General features: G+C 48.1%; 23 protein-coding genes and 3 pseudogenes. 12 read left to right on the plus strand and 14 right to left on the minus strand.

What is annotated here, in order from left to right; all coding sequences use genetic code 11:
* Window positions 1-10 precede the first annotated feature (10 nt).
* The 8 genes from WKS99_RS05525 (at window position 11) to WKS99_RS05560 (ending at window position 9,281) form a co-directional block, all read left to right on the plus strand.
* Complete coding sequence (locus WKS99_RS05525) at window positions 11-1,507, plus strand: tripartite tricarboxylate transporter permease (protein ID WP_340405475.1); 1,497 nt, start codon at window positions 11-13, stop codon at window positions 1,505-1,507.
* 58 nt (window positions 1,508-1,565) lie between these two features.
* Window positions 1,566-2,600, plus strand: a complete 1,035-nt coding sequence (locus WKS99_RS05530) for a tripartite tricarboxylate transporter substrate-binding protein (RefSeq protein ID WP_340405476.1) — start codon at window positions 1,566-1,568, stop codon at window positions 2,598-2,600.
* Window positions 2,601-2,650: 50 nt separating this feature from the next.
* Window positions 2,651-3,724: an Ldh family oxidoreductase gene (locus WKS99_RS05535; protein WP_340405477.1), complete on the plus strand. Its 1,074-nt coding sequence runs from the start codon at window positions 2,651-2,653 to the stop codon at window positions 3,722-3,724.
* 70 nt (window positions 3,725-3,794) lie between these two features.
* Window positions 3,795-4,979 (plus strand): iron-containing alcohol dehydrogenase, encoded by a 1,185-nt coding sequence (locus WKS99_RS05540; protein ID WP_340405478.1) that lies wholly within the window; start codon window positions 3,795-3,797, stop codon window positions 4,977-4,979.
* Window positions 4,980-4,996: 17 nt separating this feature from the next.
* Entirely contained in the window at window positions 4,997-5,965 is a 969-nt protein-coding gene (locus WKS99_RS05545; protein WP_340405479.1) for a C-terminal binding protein, read from the plus strand.
* A 40-nt stretch (window positions 5,966-6,005) separates the two neighbouring features.
* Entirely contained in the window at window positions 6,006-6,917 is a 912-nt protein-coding gene (locus WKS99_RS05550) for a dihydrodipicolinate synthase family protein (RefSeq protein ID WP_340405480.1), read from the plus strand.
* Window positions 6,918-7,013: 96 nt separating this feature from the next.
* The gene (locus tag WKS99_RS05555; protein WP_340405481.1) at window positions 7,014-7,733 is read left to right on the plus strand and encodes an aldolase/citrate lyase family protein; all 720 of its coding nucleotides are present in this window, start codon (window positions 7,014-7,016) and stop codon (window positions 7,731-7,733) included.
* Between the two features lie 12 nt (window positions 7,734-7,745).
* Window positions 7,746-9,281, plus strand: coding sequence for a UxaA family hydrolase (locus WKS99_RS05560; protein ID WP_340405482.1), 1,536 nt, complete (start codon window positions 7,746-7,748; stop codon window positions 9,279-9,281).
* 177 nt (window positions 9,282-9,458) lie between these two features.
* Here the strand turns inward: WKS99_RS05560 and WKS99_RS05565 are convergent, their stop codons facing one another.
* The 8 genes and pseudogenes from WKS99_RS05565 to tnpA form a co-directional block, all read right to left on the minus strand.
* Window positions 9,459-9,653: a sporulation initiation factor Spo0A C-terminal domain-containing protein gene (locus WKS99_RS05565; protein WP_340405804.1), complete on the minus strand. Its 195-nt coding sequence runs from the start codon at window positions 9,651-9,653 to the stop codon at window positions 9,459-9,461.
* Window positions 9,654-9,676: 23 nt separating this feature from the next.
* Window positions 9,677-9,814 carry a sporulation initiation factor Spo0A C-terminal domain-containing protein gene (locus WKS99_RS13445; RefSeq protein WP_445297941.1) on the minus strand — a complete coding sequence of 46 codons (138 nt, stop codon included), beginning with the start codon at window positions 9,812-9,814 and terminating at the stop codon, window positions 9,677-9,679.
* Window positions 9,815-9,872: 58 nt separating this feature from the next.
* Entirely contained in the window at window positions 9,873-10,112 is a 240-nt protein-coding gene (locus WKS99_RS05570) for a helix-turn-helix domain-containing protein (RefSeq protein WP_340405483.1), read from the minus strand.
* 125 nt (window positions 10,113-10,237) lie between these two features.
* Window positions 10,238-10,507 carry a transposase domain-containing protein gene (locus tag WKS99_RS13450; protein WP_445297950.1) on the minus strand — a complete coding sequence of 90 codons (270 nt, stop codon included), beginning with the start codon at window positions 10,505-10,507 and terminating at the stop codon, window positions 10,238-10,240.
* 12 nt (window positions 10,508-10,519) lie between these two features.
* Window positions 10,520-11,173: pseudogene (tnpC, locus tag WKS99_RS05575) on the minus strand (IS66 family transposase); the annotation flags it as partial.
* Entirely contained in the window at window positions 11,074-11,871 is a 798-nt protein-coding gene (locus WKS99_RS05580; RefSeq protein ID WP_340405484.1) for an IS66 family transposase zinc-finger binding domain-containing protein, read from the minus strand. The gene WKS99_RS05580 and the pseudogene tnpC, both read right to left, overlap by 100 nt.
* 78 nt (window positions 11,872-11,949) lie before the next feature.
* Entirely contained in the window at window positions 11,950-12,306 is a 357-nt protein-coding gene (tnpB, locus tag WKS99_RS05585) for an IS66 family insertion sequence element accessory protein TnpB (protein ID WP_340405485.1), read from the minus strand.
* Window positions 12,300-12,644 carry an IS66 family insertion sequence element accessory protein TnpA gene (gene tnpA, locus WKS99_RS13455; protein WP_445297942.1) on the minus strand — a complete coding sequence of 115 codons (345 nt, stop codon included), beginning with the start codon at window positions 12,642-12,644 and terminating at the stop codon, window positions 12,300-12,302. The genes tnpB and tnpA overlap by 7 nt, the downstream gene beginning before the upstream one ends.
* A 157-nt stretch (window positions 12,645-12,801) precedes the next feature.
* Between tnpA and WKS99_RS05590 the strand changes: the two are divergent.
* A pseudogene (locus WKS99_RS05590) lies at window positions 12,802-13,024 on the plus strand (tyrosine-type recombinase/integrase); the annotation flags it as partial.
* A 519-nt stretch (window positions 13,025-13,543) separates the two neighbouring features.
* Here the strand turns inward: WKS99_RS05590 and WKS99_RS05595 are convergent.
* The gene (locus WKS99_RS05595; RefSeq protein ID WP_340405486.1) at window positions 13,544-14,062 is read right to left on the minus strand and encodes a helix-turn-helix domain-containing protein; all 519 of its coding nucleotides are present in this window, start codon (window positions 14,060-14,062) and stop codon (window positions 13,544-13,546) included.
* Here WKS99_RS05595 and WKS99_RS05600 point away from each other — a divergent pair.
* From WKS99_RS05600 to WKS99_RS05610, 3 genes and pseudogenes are all read left to right on the plus strand, one after another.
* Window positions 14,032-14,724: an NAD/NADP octopine/nopaline dehydrogenase family protein gene (locus WKS99_RS05600; RefSeq protein WP_340405487.1), complete on the plus strand. Its 693-nt coding sequence runs from the start codon at window positions 14,032-14,034 to the stop codon at window positions 14,722-14,724. The two genes, WKS99_RS05595 and WKS99_RS05600, sit on opposite strands and share 31 nt — an antisense overlap.
* A gap of 188 nt (window positions 14,725-14,912) precedes the next feature.
* Window positions 14,913-16,273 (plus strand): annotated as a pseudogene (rpoN, locus tag WKS99_RS05605) (RNA polymerase factor sigma-54).
* Between the two features lie 354 nt (window positions 16,274-16,627).
* Window positions 16,628-17,038: a hypothetical protein gene (locus WKS99_RS05610; protein WP_340405488.1), complete on the plus strand. Its 411-nt coding sequence runs from the start codon at window positions 16,628-16,630 to the stop codon at window positions 17,036-17,038.
* Window positions 17,039-17,408: 370 nt separating this feature from the next.
* On the opposite strand, the gene WKS99_RS05615 is transcribed toward WKS99_RS05610, so the two are convergent.
* The 5 genes from WKS99_RS05615 to WKS99_RS05635 form a co-directional block, all read right to left on the minus strand.
* A complete protein-coding gene (locus WKS99_RS05615) occupies window positions 17,409-17,975 on the minus strand; it encodes a hypothetical protein (protein WP_340405489.1) in 567 nt (188 codons plus the stop codon).
* A 72-nt stretch (window positions 17,976-18,047) separates the two neighbouring features.
* Window positions 18,048-18,677: a sigma-70 family RNA polymerase sigma factor gene (locus WKS99_RS05620; protein WP_340405490.1), complete on the minus strand. Its 630-nt coding sequence runs from the start codon at window positions 18,675-18,677 to the stop codon at window positions 18,048-18,050.
* Window positions 18,678-18,742: 65 nt separating this feature from the next.
* On the minus strand, window positions 18,743-18,967 hold the full coding sequence (locus WKS99_RS05625) for a putative PDDEXK endonuclease (RefSeq protein WP_340405491.1): 225 nt from the start codon (window positions 18,965-18,967) through the stop codon (window positions 18,743-18,745).
* A gap of 92 nt (window positions 18,968-19,059) precedes the next feature.
* A complete protein-coding gene (locus WKS99_RS05630; RefSeq protein ID WP_340405492.1) occupies window positions 19,060-19,377 on the minus strand; it encodes a hypothetical protein in 318 nt (105 codons plus the stop codon).
* Window positions 19,378-19,518: 141 nt separating this feature from the next.
* Window positions 19,519-21,471: an AAA family ATPase gene (locus WKS99_RS05635; protein WP_340405493.1), complete on the minus strand. Its 1,953-nt coding sequence runs from the start codon at window positions 21,469-21,471 to the stop codon at window positions 19,519-19,521.
* Window positions 21,472-21,473 lie beyond the last annotated feature (2 nt).

Below are 21,473 nucleotides of genomic sequence, written 5' to 3' on the forward strand. Positions count from 1 at the left end.
GGGGAAACGTATGTATTTGGAAGGGTTTTTATCAGTTGTAACAGACCCAAAAATGTATTTGATTATTTTGTTGGGTGTGGCAGTTGGCATTGTATTTGGGGCAATTCCAGGCTTAACAGCCACGATGGCAATTACTATGTGCTTACCAATGACTTATGCGATGGATGTTAAGTCGGCGGTTTGTATACTAATGGCGCTCTACATTGGTGGAATTTCGGGCGGGTTGATTTCTGCTATTCTGCTAAATATTCCTGGGACGCCATCTTCACTGGCAACAACGTTTGATGGCGCCCCAATGGCTGCAAGTGGACATGCCAAAAAGGCACTGGGTGTTGGTGTGTTTTATTCTTTTATTGGAACAATGGTAGGCCTCCTCATTTTAATGGCAATTGCTCCTCAACTGTCAAAGGTTGCTATTAAATTTAGCCCCTTTGAATATTGCGCTTTAGCAATTTTCTCTCTTGTCTTGGTAATTGCTCTGGCGGGCAAGGACATGATAAAAGGCTTACTTTCAGGAACCCTCGGTTTGATGTTTGCGACTGTGGGGCTAAGTCCCATTGACAGCATGAAGCGGTTTACATTTGGAAATGTTAACCTGACGGGCGGATTCCAACTGCTAACAATTCTAATTGGTTTGTACGCAATTACAGAGATTGCATCCGCTGCTCACGAAGCAGTTCATCCTAAACATATCATTATCCGCGAGACTGAAAAGGTGAAAGGTTTCGGTTTCACGCTAAAAGAATTTAAGGATAACTTTGCAAACATGTTAATCTCGGCATTGATAGGGACTGGAATTGGAATACTACCTGGAATTGGTGGAGGAACCGCTGGCTTGCTGGCCTACAGTGTGGAGAAGTCCCGCTCCAAGAACCCGGAGAAATATGGCAAGGGTTGTATGGAAGGTGTGGTGGCCAGTGAGACTTCGAACAACGCGGTAATTGGTGGTGCGATGGTTCCACTATTAACTTTGGGAATCCCTGGTGATGGTGCTACTGCCATGCTACTAGGGGGGCTAATGATTCACAGCGTGACCACAGGCCCTCTGATTTTTCAAAAATATGGAGATACGGTATACGCTATTTATGGGGCCATGTTAATTGCGGCGGTTATGATGCTGTTTGTGGAATTTTATGGAATGAAATTTTTTGTAAATGTACTAAAAATTCCGAGAAACTTTTTGTTGCCTCCGGTGGTAGCGATGTGTTGTATAGGGGCCTTTGGAAATTCAAATCGGGTCTTTGATGTGACAGCGGTAGTGATTTTCGGTGTGGTGGGATATCTATTAGGGAAAGTTAACATGCCTCAACCGCCCCTGGTTCTTGGATTTATTTTGGGCCCAATGCTGGAGACTAATCTGCGTCGTTCAACACAACTTTTAGCCATAGATCCTGAGTGCTGGGCAGAGCATCCCATCGCAATTGCTTTCCTAGTCGCAACGGTGGTGGCAGTCTTCTTTATTGTCCGATCCCGGGTCAAAAAGCCTTATAGCAAGGCTGAAGCTTAATTCGGATTTGACAGATAAAATCTGAGTAAATCATAAAAAATGAAAAGGAGAAAAGAAAATGAAAAAAGCACTGGCAATGGTTTTGGCTTTGGCGATGATGACGACAACGATGACCGGCTGCGGCGGACAACAGGGAAATTCAAATAGTAGTACCAGCAACTCTGTAAACCAAAGCTCAGGTAGTGTTAGTGGTGGTAATAACGAATCTAACACACTCGACTGGCCTAAGAAGGATATTAACATTGTTCTAGGTTATAATGCTGGCGGTGACTCAGATGTCTGTACTCGGTATATGGCTGATGCCTTGGGCAAGGAGCTGGGCGTAAACGTTATTGTGACCAATATGGGGGGAGCAAACGCCTCCCTAGCTGCTAATGAGATCATGAATAGCACAGACCCAGAGTATAACTTCCTTGCGATTAATACTGCGTCGCTCAGCGCCAATCCGGCGACAGGGTTGACTGACTATAACTATGAGGCATTGGACGCAATTTCCATTTTTTCTTCTTATTCTGGTGAGGTTTTACTGGTGCCCAGTGATGCACCATACACCACTTTACAGGAATTTGTAGACTACGCTAAGGAAAATACTGTGATTATGGGCGTGGCGATGGGTGGTGCCCTGTATGCCGCAGCTGCCGCCATGAAGGCGGCGGGACTACAGCTAGAAATTGTGGATGCTGGTGATGGCGTGGACCGTATGCCCGCTTTGCTAAATGGGTCGATAGACTGTACCTTTGCTTCTTATGCTTCAAGCCGTGACTATGTGGAGAATGGTGATTTCATAGAGTTAGCTACCCTATGTGCCAATCCGATTCCCGCCGCTCCTGACATGCCCTGCGTGTGTGATGTTCTGGACGGCATCATCGTGGATACCAAATTTGCCCTGATGGCCCAAAAAGGGACGGACCCCGCCATTATCCAGAAAATCAATGATACGCTACAAAATATCTATGAGACAAATGCTGAATATGTCAAGGATGTGGAAGATTATTCCTACCAGAGCGCTAAACCGTTGACCATAGAAGAGACGCTTGAGGTGTTGGAGACTCAGTACCAAACCTTCCAAGGGTTTAAGCAGTATTTAAGTTGATAGCCCTGGGTAAACATCATTGAAAAATAATAGGAACAGAGGAAACTGTTATGGCGGACAAAGAGACGATTCAGGAAAGAATAGTTCCGGTTGAAACCCTCCGTCGAATCGAGATAGAAATTTTTGAAAAGCAGGGGTTTTCTCATGAGCGAGCGTCAATCATAGCGGATAGCCTGTTGGATGCAGATCTGCGTGGTGTCAGTAGCCATGGTGCAATTCGTATTCCGGTGTACGTAGCGCGAATCCAGCATAAAGTCGTTTTTCCAGATAGGCCCGTTGAGGTTGTAGAAGATCGTGAGGCAGTCGCCGTATTGGATGGACACGACACATTTGGACAGGTGTGTGGCACATATGCAATGCAGATGGCGATGAACAAGGCGGAACGATATGGAGTGGGGTGTGTTGGCGTACGTAATAGCCATCACTATGGGGCCGTAGCTTATTATACGCAGATGGCGACGAGGCGCAATATGATAGGTTTCTCTACGACCAATGCAACTCCCCTTATGCCGCCTCCTGGCGGTGCGGCTAAAATGGTAGGAAATAACCCGCTATCTATTGCCGTACCTGCAGGGGTATATCCACCTGTAGTACTAGATATGTCATGCAGCGAGGTAGCACATGGCAAGATTCAGATTGCGGCTAAAAAAAACATAGAAATTCCGTTAGGATGGGCCACTGATAGCAATGGAAATCCGACAACTGATGCGCAGAAAGCGTTAACAGGAATGTTGTGTCCGGTGGGAGCCCACAAGGGGTTTGGTTTAGCAGTCATTATGGATCTCCTGACGGGGCCATTGATTGGAGGGCACTGTGGTGGTGAAATAACCGGGCTTTCCGGATGTTATGAACGACCTCAGGGATGTGGACACTTCTTTGCCGCCTTGGATGTCTCTAAGTTTACAGCACTAGAGCAATTTCAAGAGAGAATGGATTCCTATATACGGTATATCAAAAACTGCCCCAAAACAAGTGAGGCCGAAACGATATACATGCCAGGTGAAATTGAATACAATTTGAAGGAAAAGCGGCTTCAAGAGGGCATTCCCCTTTTGCCTTCAATTGTAAACGATTTGTTAGGTATTTGCAGGGACTTTGACATCGACACCCAGGGACTGGTATAACACGGGTACATAAAAAAAGAGGGGGTGTAACCGTGAGGTTACCCCCCTCTGAATTTTAAAGGAGAAGAATATGCTGAATTTTGAGTATTATGCACCGACCAAAGTGATTTTTGGAAAAGCTACCGAGTCCTTAGTTGGAAAAGAAATTAAAACCCGGGGAGGGAAAAAGGTGCTTATCCATTACGGAGGGGAAAGCGCAAGGAGATCTGGGCTTTTGGACCGAGTAGAGAATTCCTTAGAAGAAGCAGGCATTGCTTATGTAACATTAGGTGGGGTTAAGCCAAATCCAAGGCTCACTAAAGTGAGAGAGGGCGTTGAGCTCGCTTGCAGCCAAAATGTAGATTTTTTGCTTGCGGTGGGAGGTGGAAGTGTAATTGATTCTAGCAAGGCCATCGCTTATGCCATAGCAAATCCGGATCAAGATATATGGGATTTCTTTGATGGAAAGGCTAGACCGACAGCATGTCTTCCCATAGGGGTGGTGTTGACGATTGCCGCTGCTGGTAGTGAGATGAGTAACTCTTGCGTTATTACAAACGAAGATAGGGGATTAAAGCGATCCCTCAATACAGATTTAGCTCGTCCATGCTTTGCCATAATGAACCCAGAACTGACTTTTACGCTGCCGCCATATCAGACAGCGGCTGGGGCGGTAGACATAATGATGCATACGCAGGAAAGGTACTTTGCAAATGAAAAAAACAATGAACTCATTGATCGTATTTCTGAAGGTTTGTTGATAACTGTGTTACATAACGCTCCATTGTTGCTAAAGAATCCTAAGGACTATAATGCCCGTGCAGAGCTGATGTGGGCAAGTAGTTTGTCGCATAATGGGTTGACTGGTACAGGGCGTGTAGGGGACTTTGCATGCCATAAGATTGAGCATGAATTGGGCGGCATGTTTGATGTGAACCATGGAGCTGGCCTTGCGGCAATTTGGGGCAGTTGGGCCCGTTATGTTTACAGGCATAACGTGGGCCGTTTCGCACAATTTGCAGTGCGGGTTATGGGTTGCCCGATGGATTATGACGCCCCAGAGCGTACAGCATTGATGGGAATTGAGGCACTAGTGGAATTCTATCGAAAGCTCAATATGCCAACAAATCTTCGTGACTTGGGAATCCCGCAGGTAACAGATGAACAAATCCATGAGATGGCGGAGAAGTGTACCAATGGCGGAAAGCTTAAAGTTGGAAATTTTGTGCCGTTAGGCATTGAAGATATTAAGCAGATACTTCAATTGGCTCGTTGAATGTGGAGAGAAAAATCATGAATATTTTTATAACAGACTGTGATCACGAAGATACTCTTCAAGAGGAGGTAGTATTTGCTGAGGCGGGGATGAAATTTACACTTCTCCAATGCAAAACTGAGGAGGATCTAATTGCGCAATGTCAAATGGCCGATATTATACTCAACCAGTATGCACCAATTACTAAAAAAGTAATGGAGCGATTACCAAATTTAAAATATGTTGTTCGATATGGTGTGGGGACTGACAATATTGATGTGGGGGCCGCAACGGAGCTAGGCATACAGGTGGGAAATGTGCCGGACTATGGCATGAACGAAGTGGCTGACCATGCCTTGAGCTGTATGATTGCGTTGGTACGTAAACTTCCGCAGATGAACCATCAAACTAAAAATGGAACCTGGGATTATCGTACCTCAATCCCAATTCGCAGACTTAGTACTATGACAGTAGGGGTAATTGGAATGGGACGCATTGGCCGCAACTTTGCCCGAAAAGCCAGTGGGCTGGGAATGAGAGTGCTGGGTTACGATCCCTATTATACACCCAAAGCGGAAGATAGGACGGAGTATATTACTCCAGTAACAGTGGAGACGTTATTGCAGGCATCCGACGTAATTTCGATTCACTGCCCACTGAACCAGGCTAGAGGAATGCTAGATAAATCGGCAATGGAAATGATGAAACAAGGAGCATACTTAATCAATGTGGCCCGCGGCGGGATTGTGGATGAAGAGGCGTTAGATTGGGCGCTCGAAAGCGGTCATTTGGCGGGAGCCGCTTTAGACTGTATGAGCAAAGAGCCAGCCCCCGCAAAGCATCCGCTGTTTCGGCATGACAACATTATTTTAACACCCCATATGGCGTGGTATTCAGAAGAGGCAGCCCAGGAACTTAAGCGAAAGATTGCAGAGGAGGCAGTCCGCTTTGCTAGAGGTGAGGCGATTCACTATCCTGTCAACCATCTAACGGGATTACGACGTTGATGAGCTGACTAAAAAAGAAAGTATAGGAGGTTTTATGACCATGAAACAGAAGATTTACGGAGTAGTTCCGCCAATTTCAACTCCCATAGATGAGTACGAGCGAGTAGATGAAAAGGCGTTGCGCAAATTGATTGATTATTGTATTGAAAAGGGACTACATGGGATCTTTGTTTGTGGAACCAATGGGGAGTGCTTGGGATTAACACAACAAGAGCGAAATCGTGCTATACGAATTACTTTAGACCATGTGGCGGGACGTGTTCCTGTGCTGGCCGGCTGTATGGATACAAGCACAACCCGTGTTATTGACAATGTAAAAGCATTTGAACAAATGGGTGGCTTGACTGCGGTGGTAACACCAGAATTTTATTCACGTCATTCTACTCCAGATGAGACAATCCGCCATATCGAGAAAATAGCGAGATATACAGAGGCAGATATTTTTGTCTATAACATTCCTCCGTTTACAGGAAACACCATTTCCGCCCAAGCAGTTTTTAAGATGGCAGAATTTGATCATGTGGTAGGATATAAAGATACAAGTGGACAATTTGGGGAATTTCTTCGCTGCTTGAATCATTTTAAGGGAACAGACTTTATGCTGTTCCAGGGGATGACCCAGCTAGCAGGTGTAAGCTTGCTAATGGGAGCGGATGGGTTTATTCCTAATATTGGGCCTGTTGTACCGGAGATTTGCCTAAAAGTATATGACTATGCAAAAGCGGGAGATATTGAGAAATTAAAGGTATATTCTGCGCTTTTGCTGGAGGCACAAGACGCCTTTAGCTATGCTAAGTATGGAATTGCAGCTTGTAAGGCAGCCTGTTCACTATTGGGGTTCATGGACCAGAGAATGTGTGAGCCCAGTGAGCAAGTAACGGCGGAACAGAAAGAAAAGATTCGTCAAGCACTCGCTGTTGTAGATAAGAAGCGTTGCAATTTGGAATGGTGAGGAAAGAGTATGGTAAATAGGACAAATCGTTTGAGAGCCTTGCTACAAGACAATGGGTCTAGTGTAGCAACACGAATCTGGAGTACATGGCCGGTAATGATTGAAGCTGTGGGGAGTACGGGTAATTATGACTATGTGGAATTTGTAGGGGAATATACCCCTTTTTCTCAGATTGACCTAGAGAATATGGCTCGTGCGGCAGAGTTACATAATATAGGCCTGATGATGAAAGTGGATTTCCAAAACCGCGGTTATGTGGCACAAAAGGCAATCGCTTCTGGTGTACAGGCAATTTTGTTTACTGATTGTCGCAATGCGGCAGAGGTAGAAGAAAGCATAAGATTGGTGACTCCCGAGACCGTTCAAGATGGTGGGCTGTTTGGTTATCCCAATCGCCGGTTTATTGGCTTCCAGCCATACCTTTCCCAGATGGAGCACGCTCAGCGACAACGGGAAGTTGTTCGGGCATTTATGATTGAGAAAAAGAGTGCAGTGGACGAGATTGAAGATATTTGTTCCATCCATGGGGTAGATATGATTCAGTTTGGACCATCGGACTATGCCATGAGCCGTGGGATGGACCTGAAAGACCATCGGAACGAGATATTTGAAGTTGAGAAACAGGTGATCGAAGTTGCCCAAAAGCATGGGATTGCAGTGCGCTGTGAGATTCCGACACCAGAGGCTGCAGAGCGGTACATAGAGCTGGGTGTGCACCACTTTTCTCTGGGGGACCAAATGAAATATTTGCTGGAACGATGGAATGCCGATGGAAAGGCACTGCATGACCGTATTAGCAGAACCTTAAATGGCTAGGGGAAGGTGCCTATGAGTAATATGAAAGAAAAAAGCCCGATTATCCGTATGGATGAACACGATAATGTAGCAGTGGCTCGGGTACCCATTAAACAGGGAACAATTTTGCCGGAATGGAACATCGTGATACAGAGCGATATTCCGTTGGGACATAAAGTGGCGATTTGTACTATAGCAAAGGGAGCGCCTGTGTTTAAGTACAATACGATGATTGGGTATGCGGCATATGATGTGGTACCAGGTACCCATATGCACAATAAAGAGATTAAATTTGATGCGGTAAACCAGTCAGTAGACTTTTGTGCAGATTATCATCCAGTGAAGCTGCTTCCACCAGAGCAGCGCAGGACCTTTTGGGGATTTTTGAGAGAGAATGGAAAGGTAGGGACCAGAAATTATATTGCAATCCCCGTGGTGAGCAATTGTGCAGCAACAGTAGCCCGTCGGATTGCGGCATACTTTACATCTGAGATTCTCAAGGATTATCCCAATGTGGATGGTGTTGTGCCACTTGTTACTACATTAGGATGCGGTATGGAAAAGGGAAATGCTCTCGCAATGACCTACCTGCGCAGAGTGATTGCTGGTCATATACGAAACCCCAACATGGCGGGGGCGCTGGTGTGTGCATTAGGCTGCGAAAATAACAATATTGATTCCTTTTTTGAAATGGAAAAACTGGAAGAAGGACCGATGCTTCACAAGTTGACAATCCAAGATATGGGAGCCCCAGAAGCAGTGAAACGGGGAATTGAAATTGTAAAACAGATGCTGCCGATAGCCAATGCGTTTCAGCGACAAGAGGTTTCGATAGAGAATTTAAGTATTGGCCTTCAATGTGGTGGATCAGATGCATTTTCCTGTGCTTCGGCAAACCCTGCACTAGGAAAAGCGATGGATATTATTGTGGAAAATGGAGGAACTGCATGTCTGTCGGAGACAACGGAGTTGTTTAGTGCAGAAGGTGTATTGATCCGTCGTGCCAAATCTAAAGAAACTGGTGAAAAGTTGTTAGCAGCACTTCAGTGGTGGGTGGAGTACTGTAAGGGCAAAGATATGCAGATTAACGGAAAGGTCACGCCAGGCAATAATGCTGGAGGGCTGACCAATATTTTGGAAAAGGCCATGGGCAGTGTAAAAAAGGGAGGAAATACTCCCCTTAATGCAGTTTATGGTTATGCGGAAGAAATCAAAGAACGCGGCCTGGTGATAATGGATGCACCGTCCTACGATCCGGTTTCCGCTACAGCACAATTTGCGGGGGGATGCAATCTATGTGTTTTTACTACTGGACGGGGTTCGTGCTATGGCTCTCAATATTTCCCAACAATTAAAATAGCCTCAAATTCACAGTTGTTTAACAGAATGCCAGAAGATATGGATATTAATGCTGGTGCTATTATTGATGGTGACTGCACACTAGAGGAAGTTGGGAAGAAAATTTTTGAAAAAATTATTGCGGTTGCATCTGGTGAAAAAACAAAGAGTGAAGGATTTGGAATGGGAAATGATGAGTACATTCCGTGGGGAATTGGAGCAACGGGATAAACTGTCCTGTGGCAAAAATTATCACGTATATCAATGTGACGTATGAGCAAGAAAGTCGGCACCTGATCGGTGAACAGGTGCCGACTTTCCGTACAGTAAGCGTCAAACGAGAAAGGAATGGAAGTGAGCAAAATAGCCCGCCTCCACTTCTGGTTAGAATGAAGAGAGTTTGTAGAATTAAGGATCAGGAGATTTTTGAGGTTCATTGAACAGGACAGTGTGGAAGAGAAGCGCGAGGAATTCAGTGGAACACGAACGCCTGTCAAGGTGCCTTTTCGCCAGAGATTCTAATAGTGGCTGGTTGCGTTTCCAGGCAATCGTGGATGCAGTTCGGATATTCCGTTCTACTGCTTTCCAGTTTGTGCGCCGTATTTCCTGGCAACATCAGGATAAAGTCATTTTGTCACCAGCAGAAGTCTGTCCCGTTGCTCCATGCACAACGACACTGCGTAGGCGGTATGGAAAAAACCTTTATAATGCGGGGATATTCCAAGTTGGTAAAGCAGATTGCAAGTTACTTGAGAATCTGTCATGATACCATCTCCTCCTCATATGATTTCGTTCAGTTCATAGCAATGCACGGTTTGCCTCTCACTCATAGTAAAAATTGTCGTGTTCTTCTGGCTGGTGCTGCATGAATGTTTCCATTAGGACATCCAGTGCAATCGCCAATTTGTAAAGCAGTTCTGCGGACGCTTTGCGCTTTTTGCCTGTTTCAAGGGCACGGACATAACGGACGGACGTACCTGCTCTGGCCGCCAATTCAGCCTGGGGCATATCCTGTCGTTCCCGTACCTCACGCAGTTTTGTTCCAGCAAATATTGCCAACATTTTCCTCACCTCCCTTCATGCAAAGCATAAAGGATGGGAGGGTTTACCTGTGAGGTTCTGTAGTTCCCCTTTGGTAGAAAATCTCTAAAAAAATGGACCAACCTTTCAGTCAGTCCATCAAAGAATCATATTGTAGAATTCTTTTGGAGCCTTCGGCACCGCGCTAGGGCCTTGCCTGGTGTCAGTTTTGAAGCCCAGTCCTTATCGGTGGCTGCTAGTCCTGGCGCCCAGTCCTTATCGGTGGCTGCTAGTCCTGGCGCCTTAGAAAATATATAGACCAGATACCGGTATGGATCAAGATCATTCTCTTTGGCCGTTTCAATCAGGCTGTAAACAATGGCGCTGCTCTGAGCGCCACCCTCCGTATTGGCGAACAGCCAGTTCTTCCGCCCCATCACAAAGGGCTTAATGCTCCGCTCCGCCCGGCTGTTGCTTATTTCCAGACGCCCGTCCTCTAAAAAGCGTTTTAGATATGGCCACTGTTCACGCAGATAGTACAGCGCCTTTCCCAAAGAGGACTTGGGCGAGGCGGTTTTCGTTTCCGCCCATGCCAATAAAGCGTCCATCACCGGCTTGGACCGAGCCAGACGCTGGATATAACGTTCTTCTGGCGGCAGATTCGCCAGCTCCTTTTCAATGGCGAAGAGAGCATTACAGTATTGCAGTCCCTCCAACGCCGTGTAGCCAACCTGCTACTCTTTTGGCAAGGCGTTCACCGCCTCGTCAAACTTTCGCCGCAGATGCGCCCAGTAGCCAACTACCCGGATGTTTTCCGGTAATCGGTGGTAGCCGGAATAACCATCCGCATGGAGCCAGCCCGTAAAGCACTTGAGGAACGCTTCGGCATTCTCCGCCTTTCGGTTCTGTCGGTACTCATACAGGACAATGGGGTGTTCGGCGTCTCCGCTGATTCGGTACAGCCACATATAGCACTTGCTCCTGGCTGTCCGCCCTTCCAGCTTCAGCACCTGCAGGGTTGCTTCATTCGCATGGAGAACCTCGCGCTGAAGCAACTGCCGGTGCAGGTGGTCGTAGATGGGCCGCAACCAGTCCTCCGCCACCCGCAGACCCGGTTGCTCATCGTCTGCCGGGAGAGCATTACCCCGGCCCGGTTCCATTCCTGTTCCTGCCGGTACAGCGGAGCGTACATCACAAACTTCTGCACCATGATGTGGGCCACAGCCTCCGGGGCGGCGTAGCTGCCTGAAATCAGGGGAGGCTCTTTTTCGGCTTTCAGGATAGGTGTTTCCCTCCCCGTCTGCTTGCAGTTCTGGCAGGCATATGTAAAATAAACATCTTCCCGGATCTTCACCTGGGCAGGGACCATTACCAGAGTACGGCGTACTTCGGTCCCAATCTCTGTCATGAGCGTACCGCATTCAGGACAGTTACGTTCAGACTCCGGGATGCGGTGTTCCACCACCTCAACGGGGACGTTCTCAGGCAGAGCCTCCTCCGCACGGGAGGACCGCTTCTGCCTGGTATGAGCGGTAACCCTGATTTCTCTTGTGGCAGTCCTTCTGGTAGACAGCCACGCCTCCGTCTCATCAAACATGAAACTCAACTGGCCAATCACCTCCTCCTTCGTCTGTTCGGAGGATGCCCCGTAGGCCTTCTTTTTGGCAAGACGCACCTGTTCCATCAGCCAGTCCAGCTTCTGGTTCAGGTCGTCTCTTTCCGCCTTCAGAGACTCATATTCCGCACGGGAAATGGTCACTATTTCCGTGTCGCTTGTGGTAATGTTCACTTCATTTTTCATGTTTCCATTATAACATAAAGCCCCTTGAAATACCAGTATTTTCAAGGAGCTTCGAGAAAATAGCATCCAATTTTAATGCTATATCATACTCAGACCAGTTAATGCTTTGTGTGCTTTGGGCTGCTCAATCTTCAGCCCTTCCATAAGCCAGCGGTATTGCTGTGGCGTCAGCATCTTCACCTCAACTTCGGACCTCGGCCACTGGTACGCTCCCTGCTCCAGCCTCTTGTAGAGGAGGATAAAGCCATCCTGTTCCCAGTACAGCCCTTTTATTCGGTCCCGCTTTCGCCCACAGAACAGAAACAGCGTATTGCTGAACGGGTCCAGTTCAAACTGCTGCTGTACCATCGTGGCCAAACCATCGATCCCTTTGCGCAGATCTGTATATCCACAGGCGATGTAGACCTTGTCTGCTCCGGTAAAATCGTTCAGCATTGTCTCAGCAGCTCCACCAGGGTCCGCAGCAATTCCGGCCCCATTTCCTGATACAGATCAATGCCGCTACTCCCAATGTTAAGTGTAGCGGTACGTTCCGAATTATTTCGCAATGGTTGCGGTGCTGGCAGTTCTACAAATGTGCTCCCAGAACGTCCCTCGGCGTCTTTCCTACCTATATCGGACAGAACCTCTCTTTCCCATCGGTAATATGTTGTTGGCGTGATACCCTGCTGGCGGCACCACTCCCGTACTGACAGCCCGCTGCTCCGGTAGTCCTGTGTTGCCAATCCCCATTCCTGAGTCTTTGCCTGGTGCTTCAGTTCATTGCTCGTCATCTGGATACACCGCCTAATAGTTAATAGTGGCGGAACGTCTCAAAACGTTCCACCACTATTCTCTCATGTCTGTCTACCCGTTACTATACTTGACGCTTACAAAAAAATTTTTAGGGCAAAAAGTTAAGTCAGAGATATTAATGGACTGAAAATCACGAAAACTGTAACGCCAATCTTGGGTGAGAAAGCTTGATCACAACGGTAGGGTTATTACATAGCCTTGATTTTCAGGTAACACCACACCAATTACGTCACACATATATCACCAATCTCATTTACGCTTCTGTTGATCCTAAGACAGCACAATATCTGGCAGGCCATGAAAACAGAAAATAACAATGGATATTTATGCCAAGGTGAAATACAATAACCACTTGTAAACGAGGCGTTCAATCAAAACAAAGATAACGCCCCCTCGCTAGTAGAGGGTTAAGGCACGGGCTAAACTGGTATGTGCATTTGAAAAACTTGAAATATCAATGCTTTCCAGCGTTTATAAAAGAAACGGTACAGGTTTGAGGTGATATCTGCGATGGTCGGTCATGAGAAGTCGTACTATCTAGATAATCATAGCTTCAGTGTTCTAGAATTGAAAATACTCATCAACGCAGTGCAGGCGGCAAACTTCATAATCGATAAAAGACCGCAGAGATCATAGCCAAGCTTGCAACGTTAAGAAACAAACCAAGTATGGGGTAGTTTCAATGCCAAAAGAGGTTCAAGCCAGAGATTGAATCTAATCTATACGAAAGTTTTTCCCAATGATACAATAAGGGAAAATTGGCCTGACGACGCTATGTTGCCGTGCCCTTTTTCATAGGCCATAGTTTTTTTGAAAATTCTGTAAATCTCATTTTGACGCTTGTTTCAACCCTTCCGGAATGTGGTACAGCCCATGGTCACTCGTCCTTGGATATCTGGAGCTGGTCCCTCAGCTTGTTGTAGAGCGTAGTGCGGCTCATGTTCAGCTGTTTGGCAAGTTGCGTCATAGAACACTGCGCACTGTCCAGATAATGCCGCAAGATTTCCCGCTCCGCCTGGTGAATATCCTTCTCATAATCTCCGCTGATAGGCAGTTCAAGACAAGGTGCGGCCTCAATTTTTTCGACTTCTTCTGTGTTTAGACACTCCTGGACAAGTTGTCGAAGGTAACTCTCATCTCCGATTCGCTGCGGATCCAGCAGAGATTTGAACCTTTCCGCAATGTTGACAAGCTCACGGACATTTCCAGGGTAGGAATAGGTGAATGCAGGCTGGAAAGCATAGGTGAAAGAGTCCTTAAGTCTCACATACAGGGAGTGGTCGAACAGGTTGAGATAGTACTGATACAGCTCAGGAATATCTTCTTTCCGTTCCCGCCAAGGTCTGGTTCGCCGAATTTTCCTGTATGATGTACGCGTGCCGCAAAAAAACTCCATCTTCCGTCTGGGTCCGCGGCTATAAGCATGGTTTAGGCGTTGCCTTCTTCCCCAGCCAAGGTAGTGAGCCCGCTTTTCAGCGGTTGCAAAGCCTGTATCCCTATATCACACCGTACAATAATGTGATTGAAACCGGCCTCTCCAATATTAACACAACACTGCACACGTCCTTGATGTTGCTCAATGCTGCCTGTATCGATAACAAAGAAGACCGGCTCTTCTATCGCGAGTGCGTCACGGCTCCTTCTCTGGATAATTTAATGGATGCGCTTAATAAAGAACGGCAGTCGCTCAATGAGATCGAAGGGATGAATGTACCCTCCCTTGTGCAGATCATCCAAAGCTGGTATGGGCATCAGGGGGCGAAGGGAGATACTGTTTCAGAGTTGCAGCACTCTCTGCCGCATTTTGCATACAGTAAAATGCCCACAACGATGGACTATCGCTATGTAACGGAAGATGTACCCTATGGCCTGATCCCTACTGCTACCTTTTTGCAGCAACTGGGCTTTCGCAATGATGTTCATACGGCCCTGGCCAACATACTCTGTGCTGTGTGCGGAAGAAACTTTTATCAGGATGCATACACCATGGAGGAGCTTGGAATCGCCGGAATGGACAGGGCACAAGTCATGTCTTACTTAAAAACTGGTATCCGGTGATTGGATAAAGCACAACTAAATATGGCCTTCACGCCCTCCGATGCGGTTTTTGTCCTGTCGGAGGGTGTAATCCTACTTTCTATCCTGACCGGATGTTTGATAGATATAGCTCACCAGTCCCCCCTGTTGTCCTCTATTGTAGAAAAAATAGAATCTGCTATAATAACAATGGAGAAGGAGGTGCAGAGATGGAACTGATCCAAAAGCAGGTCCAAGCCCTGAATCAGCAGTTGCTGCAGAGCCTGGAATTGCTCCAGATGAGCACGATGGAACTGGAGGAATACCTGCGAGATCTGGCCCAGGAGAATCCTATGGTAGAGCTCAACGAGGACTTTTCCGAAATGGAACAAAGCCGGGATAACCGGCTGCTCGACCGTCTGAACTGGCTGGAAGATAATGATCAACAAAACTATTACTATCAACGTGTGGAGGAGGAAGAATTTGATCCTTTAGCCCGGGTAGGACACGAGGGTGGTCTGGAGGAAACTCTGTTCCGATTTATTTCACGGCAACTCTATCCCTTGAAACTGGATGAAGATACTGCTCAACGGGTCCGCTACTTGGCCGCCTGTTTAAATCAGGATGGGTATCTGCGCATCCCCTTATGTGAACTGGCGGACAACCTGTCGATCTCTGTGAAGGAATTGGAACCCTGTCTTGAACTTCTGCGCTCGCTGGAGCCGGCGGGGATCGGAGCCGTTGATCTTTCTCAATGTCTGGAACTTCAACTGCAGAGAATTCATGAAAGAGGACCCGCTCTTGAGATTGTAAGAGGCCATCTGGAGGCACTGGCAAAACGGCATTATCGCTCCATTGCTACTAAGCTTTCCATCTCTGTGAAACAGGTACAGCAGGCAGAACGAGTGATCCATGAGTTAGAGCCCCGTCCGGGAGCCCCTTTTGAGCGCCCTTCACAGGTACCATACATTCTACCAGATCTGTTCGTGGAGGAAATGGATGGGCACCTGGTCGTCCGCTTAAGGAACGAGAACCATCCTGTGTTTCACATCAGTCGAAACTACCAGGCTCTGATGGGGCAATCAGAGGATCCCGAAGTGAAGGGATATCTGATGGAGAAGTTCCACCAGGCCGAAGGTGTCCTCCGAGCCCTAGAGCAGCGGAAGAGCACCCTCCTCCGCTGTGCACAGGCAATCGTAGACGGGCAACAGGCATTCTTTTATACGGGCCACAGGCCCTAAGACCCATGAAGATGTCCGAGGTCGCACAAAAGTTGGATCTCCATGAATCCACGATTAGCCGCACCGTACGGGAGAAATACCTCCAATGTAGCCAGGGTGTCTTTCCCATGCGCTACTTCTTTTCCCGCAATGCGAGCACCTATGACACGGCCCATAGGGAAGTAGGCGTCGTTGCGGCCCATGCGCTTCTTCGCAGACTGGTGGACCAAGAGAACAAGGCCCATCCCATGTCTGATCAGAGCCTGTGCGAGTCAATGGCAGCGCTGGGTTGCCCTATTTCTCGGCGCACCGTCTCAAAATATCGGGAAGAGCTGAATATCCCGAACGCTTCTGGCCGAAGGCTGCTTTGATTCTTTTGTCATTAGAGACATTAACTTGATAAAATAGGTCCGGCTCCAACATATAGGAAAGCCCTCTTTTTTATATGTTGACCAGAGTCTGTGAGCCAGATGCTCTGAGTGTGCCTTCTGACATTCCAGTGCCTCGACAGAGGCAAAGAATTGTACCGAGACAGCCCCGCCGCTGCAAAGTAAGGTGCGTGTCAAAAGAGAAACAGATGAGCAGCGGATTTCTCGTCTGTTTCTCTTTTGACGTTTACTTGAGGTGCCCTGTATATTTCAATGCTTGCAGATAAAGTGGCTCACTTTTGGGGACTAAAAAAGATTTCCATTACCCACAGCAGTAAGTGCACAAAGTTTTAGGCTATGATGTACGTGTACAGAGAAGCGGAAAATAAAGAGGGGCACCCCAGCCATGTGAAAACGCATACCCTGAATGGGGGAGTAGAACCGTTGGTGCCGTTCGGTCATAAAATCCGTCAATTCGTTTTTGCAAAGGGCATTGCGATAAAGTGTATCATGCGATGCATAGATAATCAAGGAAGGGAATGCGGCAAAATGAAAGCCATCTGCTTCGGCGATTTCAACACTTACGGCTATACACGGAGATATTTTGGTGGGCGCTACGATGCGGGCGGGCGTTGGGTGGATATTCTGGCCATGGAAACTGGCTGGATGGTCTGCAACATGGGAGAAATGGCCAAAAGATCTCCACAGATGTTCCCAACTTTCCCTCAGATACAGATACAGATTATTGATTGTCATGCTGGAGACTAACGATCTGCTCCAAGGCCGAAGTTCAGAGCAGACCGCTAAGGAACTGGATAGTTTCCTAACAAGCATCTCTCTGGAAGAAAGCCAGCTCCTGCTGGTCACACCGCCGTAGATGACCCTGGGCGCATGGGTACCTAGCTAGCAGTTCATTGACAACTCTTGCACCTTTCCCCCACTTTAAGGGGGCGCTGTGGTGTTGGTAAGTCTGCCCACTACGATTTGCTGGGAGAGGGGGAGTATACGGAATGAAACAGGGGAGCTGCCTAATGTAGGTGGCTCCCCCTTTCCTGCATAGTGTCGTAGAGTTGGAAAAAGTTCCCCTCACCGGTCCCTTAGGTGGTATTTCCCAGGGGGTAGGGGGTGGGGGGATGTACTATCGGCATATCCGGGCCAGATCTTCCATCAGCCGCTTTCCGTGTCGGAGCTGATATCGGGAGAAACGGACCAGATGGCGGCGGTATGTTGTTTCGTGCATCCCCTTTGGCCTGTCTGGACGAAAACCTAAAAAAGAAAATCCATCAATCGGCCACGGCGGAAGGGTCAGGTATCGCTTTGCGTATTCCATTCCCTTCCAGTAGTCCACCATGCCGTCCTTTGTCTGCTGCTGGCTTTTGTAATTCAGCTTGGTACATTTCCGGCACAAGAAACCTCTCTGTCCTGTCAAATACAGATATCGCACCCTCTGGCCGCATCCGGGGCAGAGGAAAAAAGTCTGCTGTCCGCCGTAGCCGTTGCGCTTGTGGGATAGCCTGATCTTGTATCCGCTTGGAGGGAATAGCTCGCAAAAGTCATCTTCCTGGTAAATGTCCAGGTATTTCCCACCACAGAATAGCCCGCCCCAGGCATGGGTAAACGCCAACTCAAAACTATCTATTCGGGGTGTCTGCTCCACCTGTTCATGGGTTTTATTCCATCCACCAGCGTTACAGCGAAAATACACACCTCCACCCCCTTCTGCTTTTATGCCTAAATACGTTATCAAACTCAATTATATTAGCGTTTTCTGGCGATTTTAACGGTATATTCTTAGCCTCTGGCTGTTCCTGGGATGCCGCAGGAGGCGGAGGCCCTTTTGTTCCGCTGATCTGGCCGTTGTCCTGGTAGTTCCCATTCTGACCGCTGTTTCATCCAGGGTAAAGCCATAGCAACACCGCAGTACCACGGCCCGCCGCTGTGGCTCTGACAGGGTCAACAAGGCCCGGTGTAAAGCATAGCGCAGGTCACACTCCGCAATATTTTCTATGACCTGTTCCGCCTCCGGGTCTGGCAGCACATCCGCCAGTGACAATGTATCCCCCTCGCTGTCTGTAATTGGCGCATCCAGAGAGATACAGTTTTGGAGCGGGTCCCTTCTGGCCCGTTGTGTTCTCAACCCTGCCGCCTCGGAAAAGGCCCCTTTCAGCTTTAAGCCGTACCATGTGAGAAATGCCCCGCCCTCTGGCCGCCAGCCTTCAAGGGCTTCCAGAAGGGCGAGAAAGGCCGCCTGTTCAAAATCATCCACAGACAGCCCGCCCCGCCCATTGAGGGCCACAGTCCATTTGTAGGCCAAATTATGAGCGAATCTCTTTACCTGTGCCCACAAATCCAGCAACTTGTCCCTATCCCCGCTCTGGATCTCCTTCGCCAGTTCTTCATTGGTCATTGATACCCGGCCCCTTTCATGGTAGAATGTGATTGACAAGTCCACACTCCGCCACAGGGCCGCTCTCATTCGCTGGGGGCGGTTTTTCTGGGTTCGCTCTGGGTTCGATATATCTTTAGCCAGTCCTCCAGCTTCATCACCACCAACCACGGGGAGCGGGAGCGGCGGAAGAATACAGTGGGGAGGCCATCACCAAAGCGCACAGCGTCCCGCTCCGCCTGTTCCAGCCAGGAATAAGGTCGCAGCTGCTCCGCCCGCTTGCACTCGATATGGATGCCGGGTAGCCCCATAACTCACCGCCCGTCCCAGCTGTACATCGTAGCCGCACCCCTGGAGAAGCCGGGCAAGCTCTAACTCTCCCGCTCGGCCTTTTCTCTGCGATTTAGCGCCCATTTATCCGTTGACGGAGCGCATTGGTTTTCACATCAGGGTCTTTTGCCACAAACTCGCCCTCTTCCCTTATCCAGACATAGTCAATATCCCGCTCCAAAAGTTTCTTTAGGTGTGGGCCTGGGTTCCCGGACAGGTAAAGACATACACCCTCCCGGCAAGGGTTTATATTATCATCCTCCATCTGCAAATCAGTCCACGGGGCATAACACATCCAGGAGCCGCCGCCGGGATAGAATGAGCAGCGTAAACAGGTTTCAAAGTCGTCCATTTCCAAATATTTCAATACTTCTTTTTCAATGCTGTCCATATCGTTCTCCTTTCACGGTTTATGATTTCATGTACTATTTTGCTGGGGCGTAATTTCATAAACTTCATAAACTTTGCATACTTCGGTATATGAGGTTTATAAAGTTTATAAAAACATATCCATACAAAACTATCTGCTATTTCATAAACCGACTTGCTCTGGCATGTTAGTATCTATGCGTTGAATCATAAACCCGTTTGCCATTTTCCCGCTTTTCTTTACAGGACAGGTTTTCAAAAAAAATCCATCATCGGCGAGGCGGTCTTTCACTCCATCAAGCGCACGTTTTGGCTGCCATCCCCCAAAAATCAGATCTCCATGCAGTTTCTTAAATTCATCATAGGAGTAGCGTGTGGGGACAAACTGGTTTGCGGCCGATTCAAGCGCCAAAATCAAAGAGTTGTTGACTACATCTCTTTCCGACGTATTCTGAATGACCTCTCCCGGCGTAGACTTGCGCCTTGCTGCTAATTCCAGTGTTTGGCGGGTAATGTCGGAAAATCCAGCCCACTCCACACCGCCATCAACAATCCGATACTTTACCGACTGCCCATAAGAGGCATAGTTTGATTTGGTATGTACCATAATTCTGCAATCTTCGTCGGTTTCGTCGAAAATTACACGGAAAGCGGAGCGGGCGGCGTTGATTAAATCCGCTGATCCCATAGCGGCATTGTTGGCGTTTGCCCCTTGCTCCCTCTTGTTGACATGAGAAATTAAAATCATAGCACAATCGCATTTCTTGCACAGGTTGGACAATTTTTGCAGTACAGGCCGCAGGGAGTTAATTCTTGAAATATCCACGTTTGTCCCAAGAAAACAATGCCACGGGTCAAGCACCGTCAAGGCCGGCTTGCACTGTAAAAACGTAGCCTCAAATTCGTCATAGCGTTCTGAAATGCTCATTCCTTCGGAATCTATCCGGTCGAGAATGAATACTTTGTTAAGGTCTGCCCCGGATTTTTTAAGTCTACTTTTCAAAACCTCGCCGCTGTCCTCACCGGAGATAATGAGCACGTTTTCCTTCTCCCCGGCGAACACGTCACCGGGCAGGGGTTTCCCTGCGCTAATACTTGCCGCAATTCCGCAGCAGAGGATTGTTTTTCCAGTTCCGCCGTCCGCCATCATAACAGTGTAGTCACCAATGGGGATATACGGATACCACAGGAATTTTGTGTTGTCCTCACCAAATTCAGAGGCAGCCTTTACTTTCCGCCCTTGTTCTACGGTTCCCGGCGCTTGACTTGGCTCCCACTCCGGCGCATCCTGTGCGAGTTGAAGAAGCGCCAATATTCCCGCATCGTCGCCCATATAGTCCAGCAGATCGGATATATCGCCCTTTGTAGGCAGTTCCAGCCATACTTTGGTTAAGTCCAGCACATAAACGCTCTTGGCGATCCCCTGGAGCGTGGCCGCCATCCGCTGGGCGTACTGCTTGCCAGGTTCATCATTGTCCTGGATGATATATACATTCCGGCCAGAGAAAAAGGGCTGATACTCGGAATACCATTTGCTGTCTTTGCCATCTGGCAAGCTGATTGCCGCTTTCTGGTTTTTCTCCAGGCGGTCAACATCCTTTTCCCCTTCCACCAGAAAGACAGAGGGCGGGAGGTTGTCCCGGCGGTAGTACAGCGGCGGTACGGGAAACAAGTTTTCGGGTCGCTTATCAAGCCATACCCCGTTTTCAAGATGTTTCCACGGTGCGGACTTTCCTCCATTCGCCTTTCTGTATACAACGTGTTTTAGTTGGCCTCCGGGATAAATGTGCTCCCGCTCGAATTTGCCATAGTCTGAACTACTGCTTTTTTTCGGTGTCGGCGCCGCTATCGGCTGGGGTATCCCCATTGTGTCAACAATCCACTGTGCGGCCGCTCCTTTAGAAATACCCCGATACCGGGCCACAAGGTCAACAGCGTCCCCATGCTCACCACAACCAAAACACTTCCAGCCATCAGCGTATACCTGTAAGCTGGGGTTCTTGTCCCCGGCGTGTAGAAAGCACCGTACCTTGTCTTGTCGGTTTAGTTCCAGCCCCAGGCGGCGGGCCACCGTGCGGCAATCTTCCCTTTTCAGTTCTTTAAAGTCGATTGGCACTC

The organism is Flintibacter sp. HCN-6482, assembly GCF_037892565.1.
In the GTDB taxonomy this organism is placed as follows: Bacteria; Bacillota; Clostridia; order Oscillospirales; family Oscillospiraceae; genus Lawsonibacter; species Lawsonibacter aceti.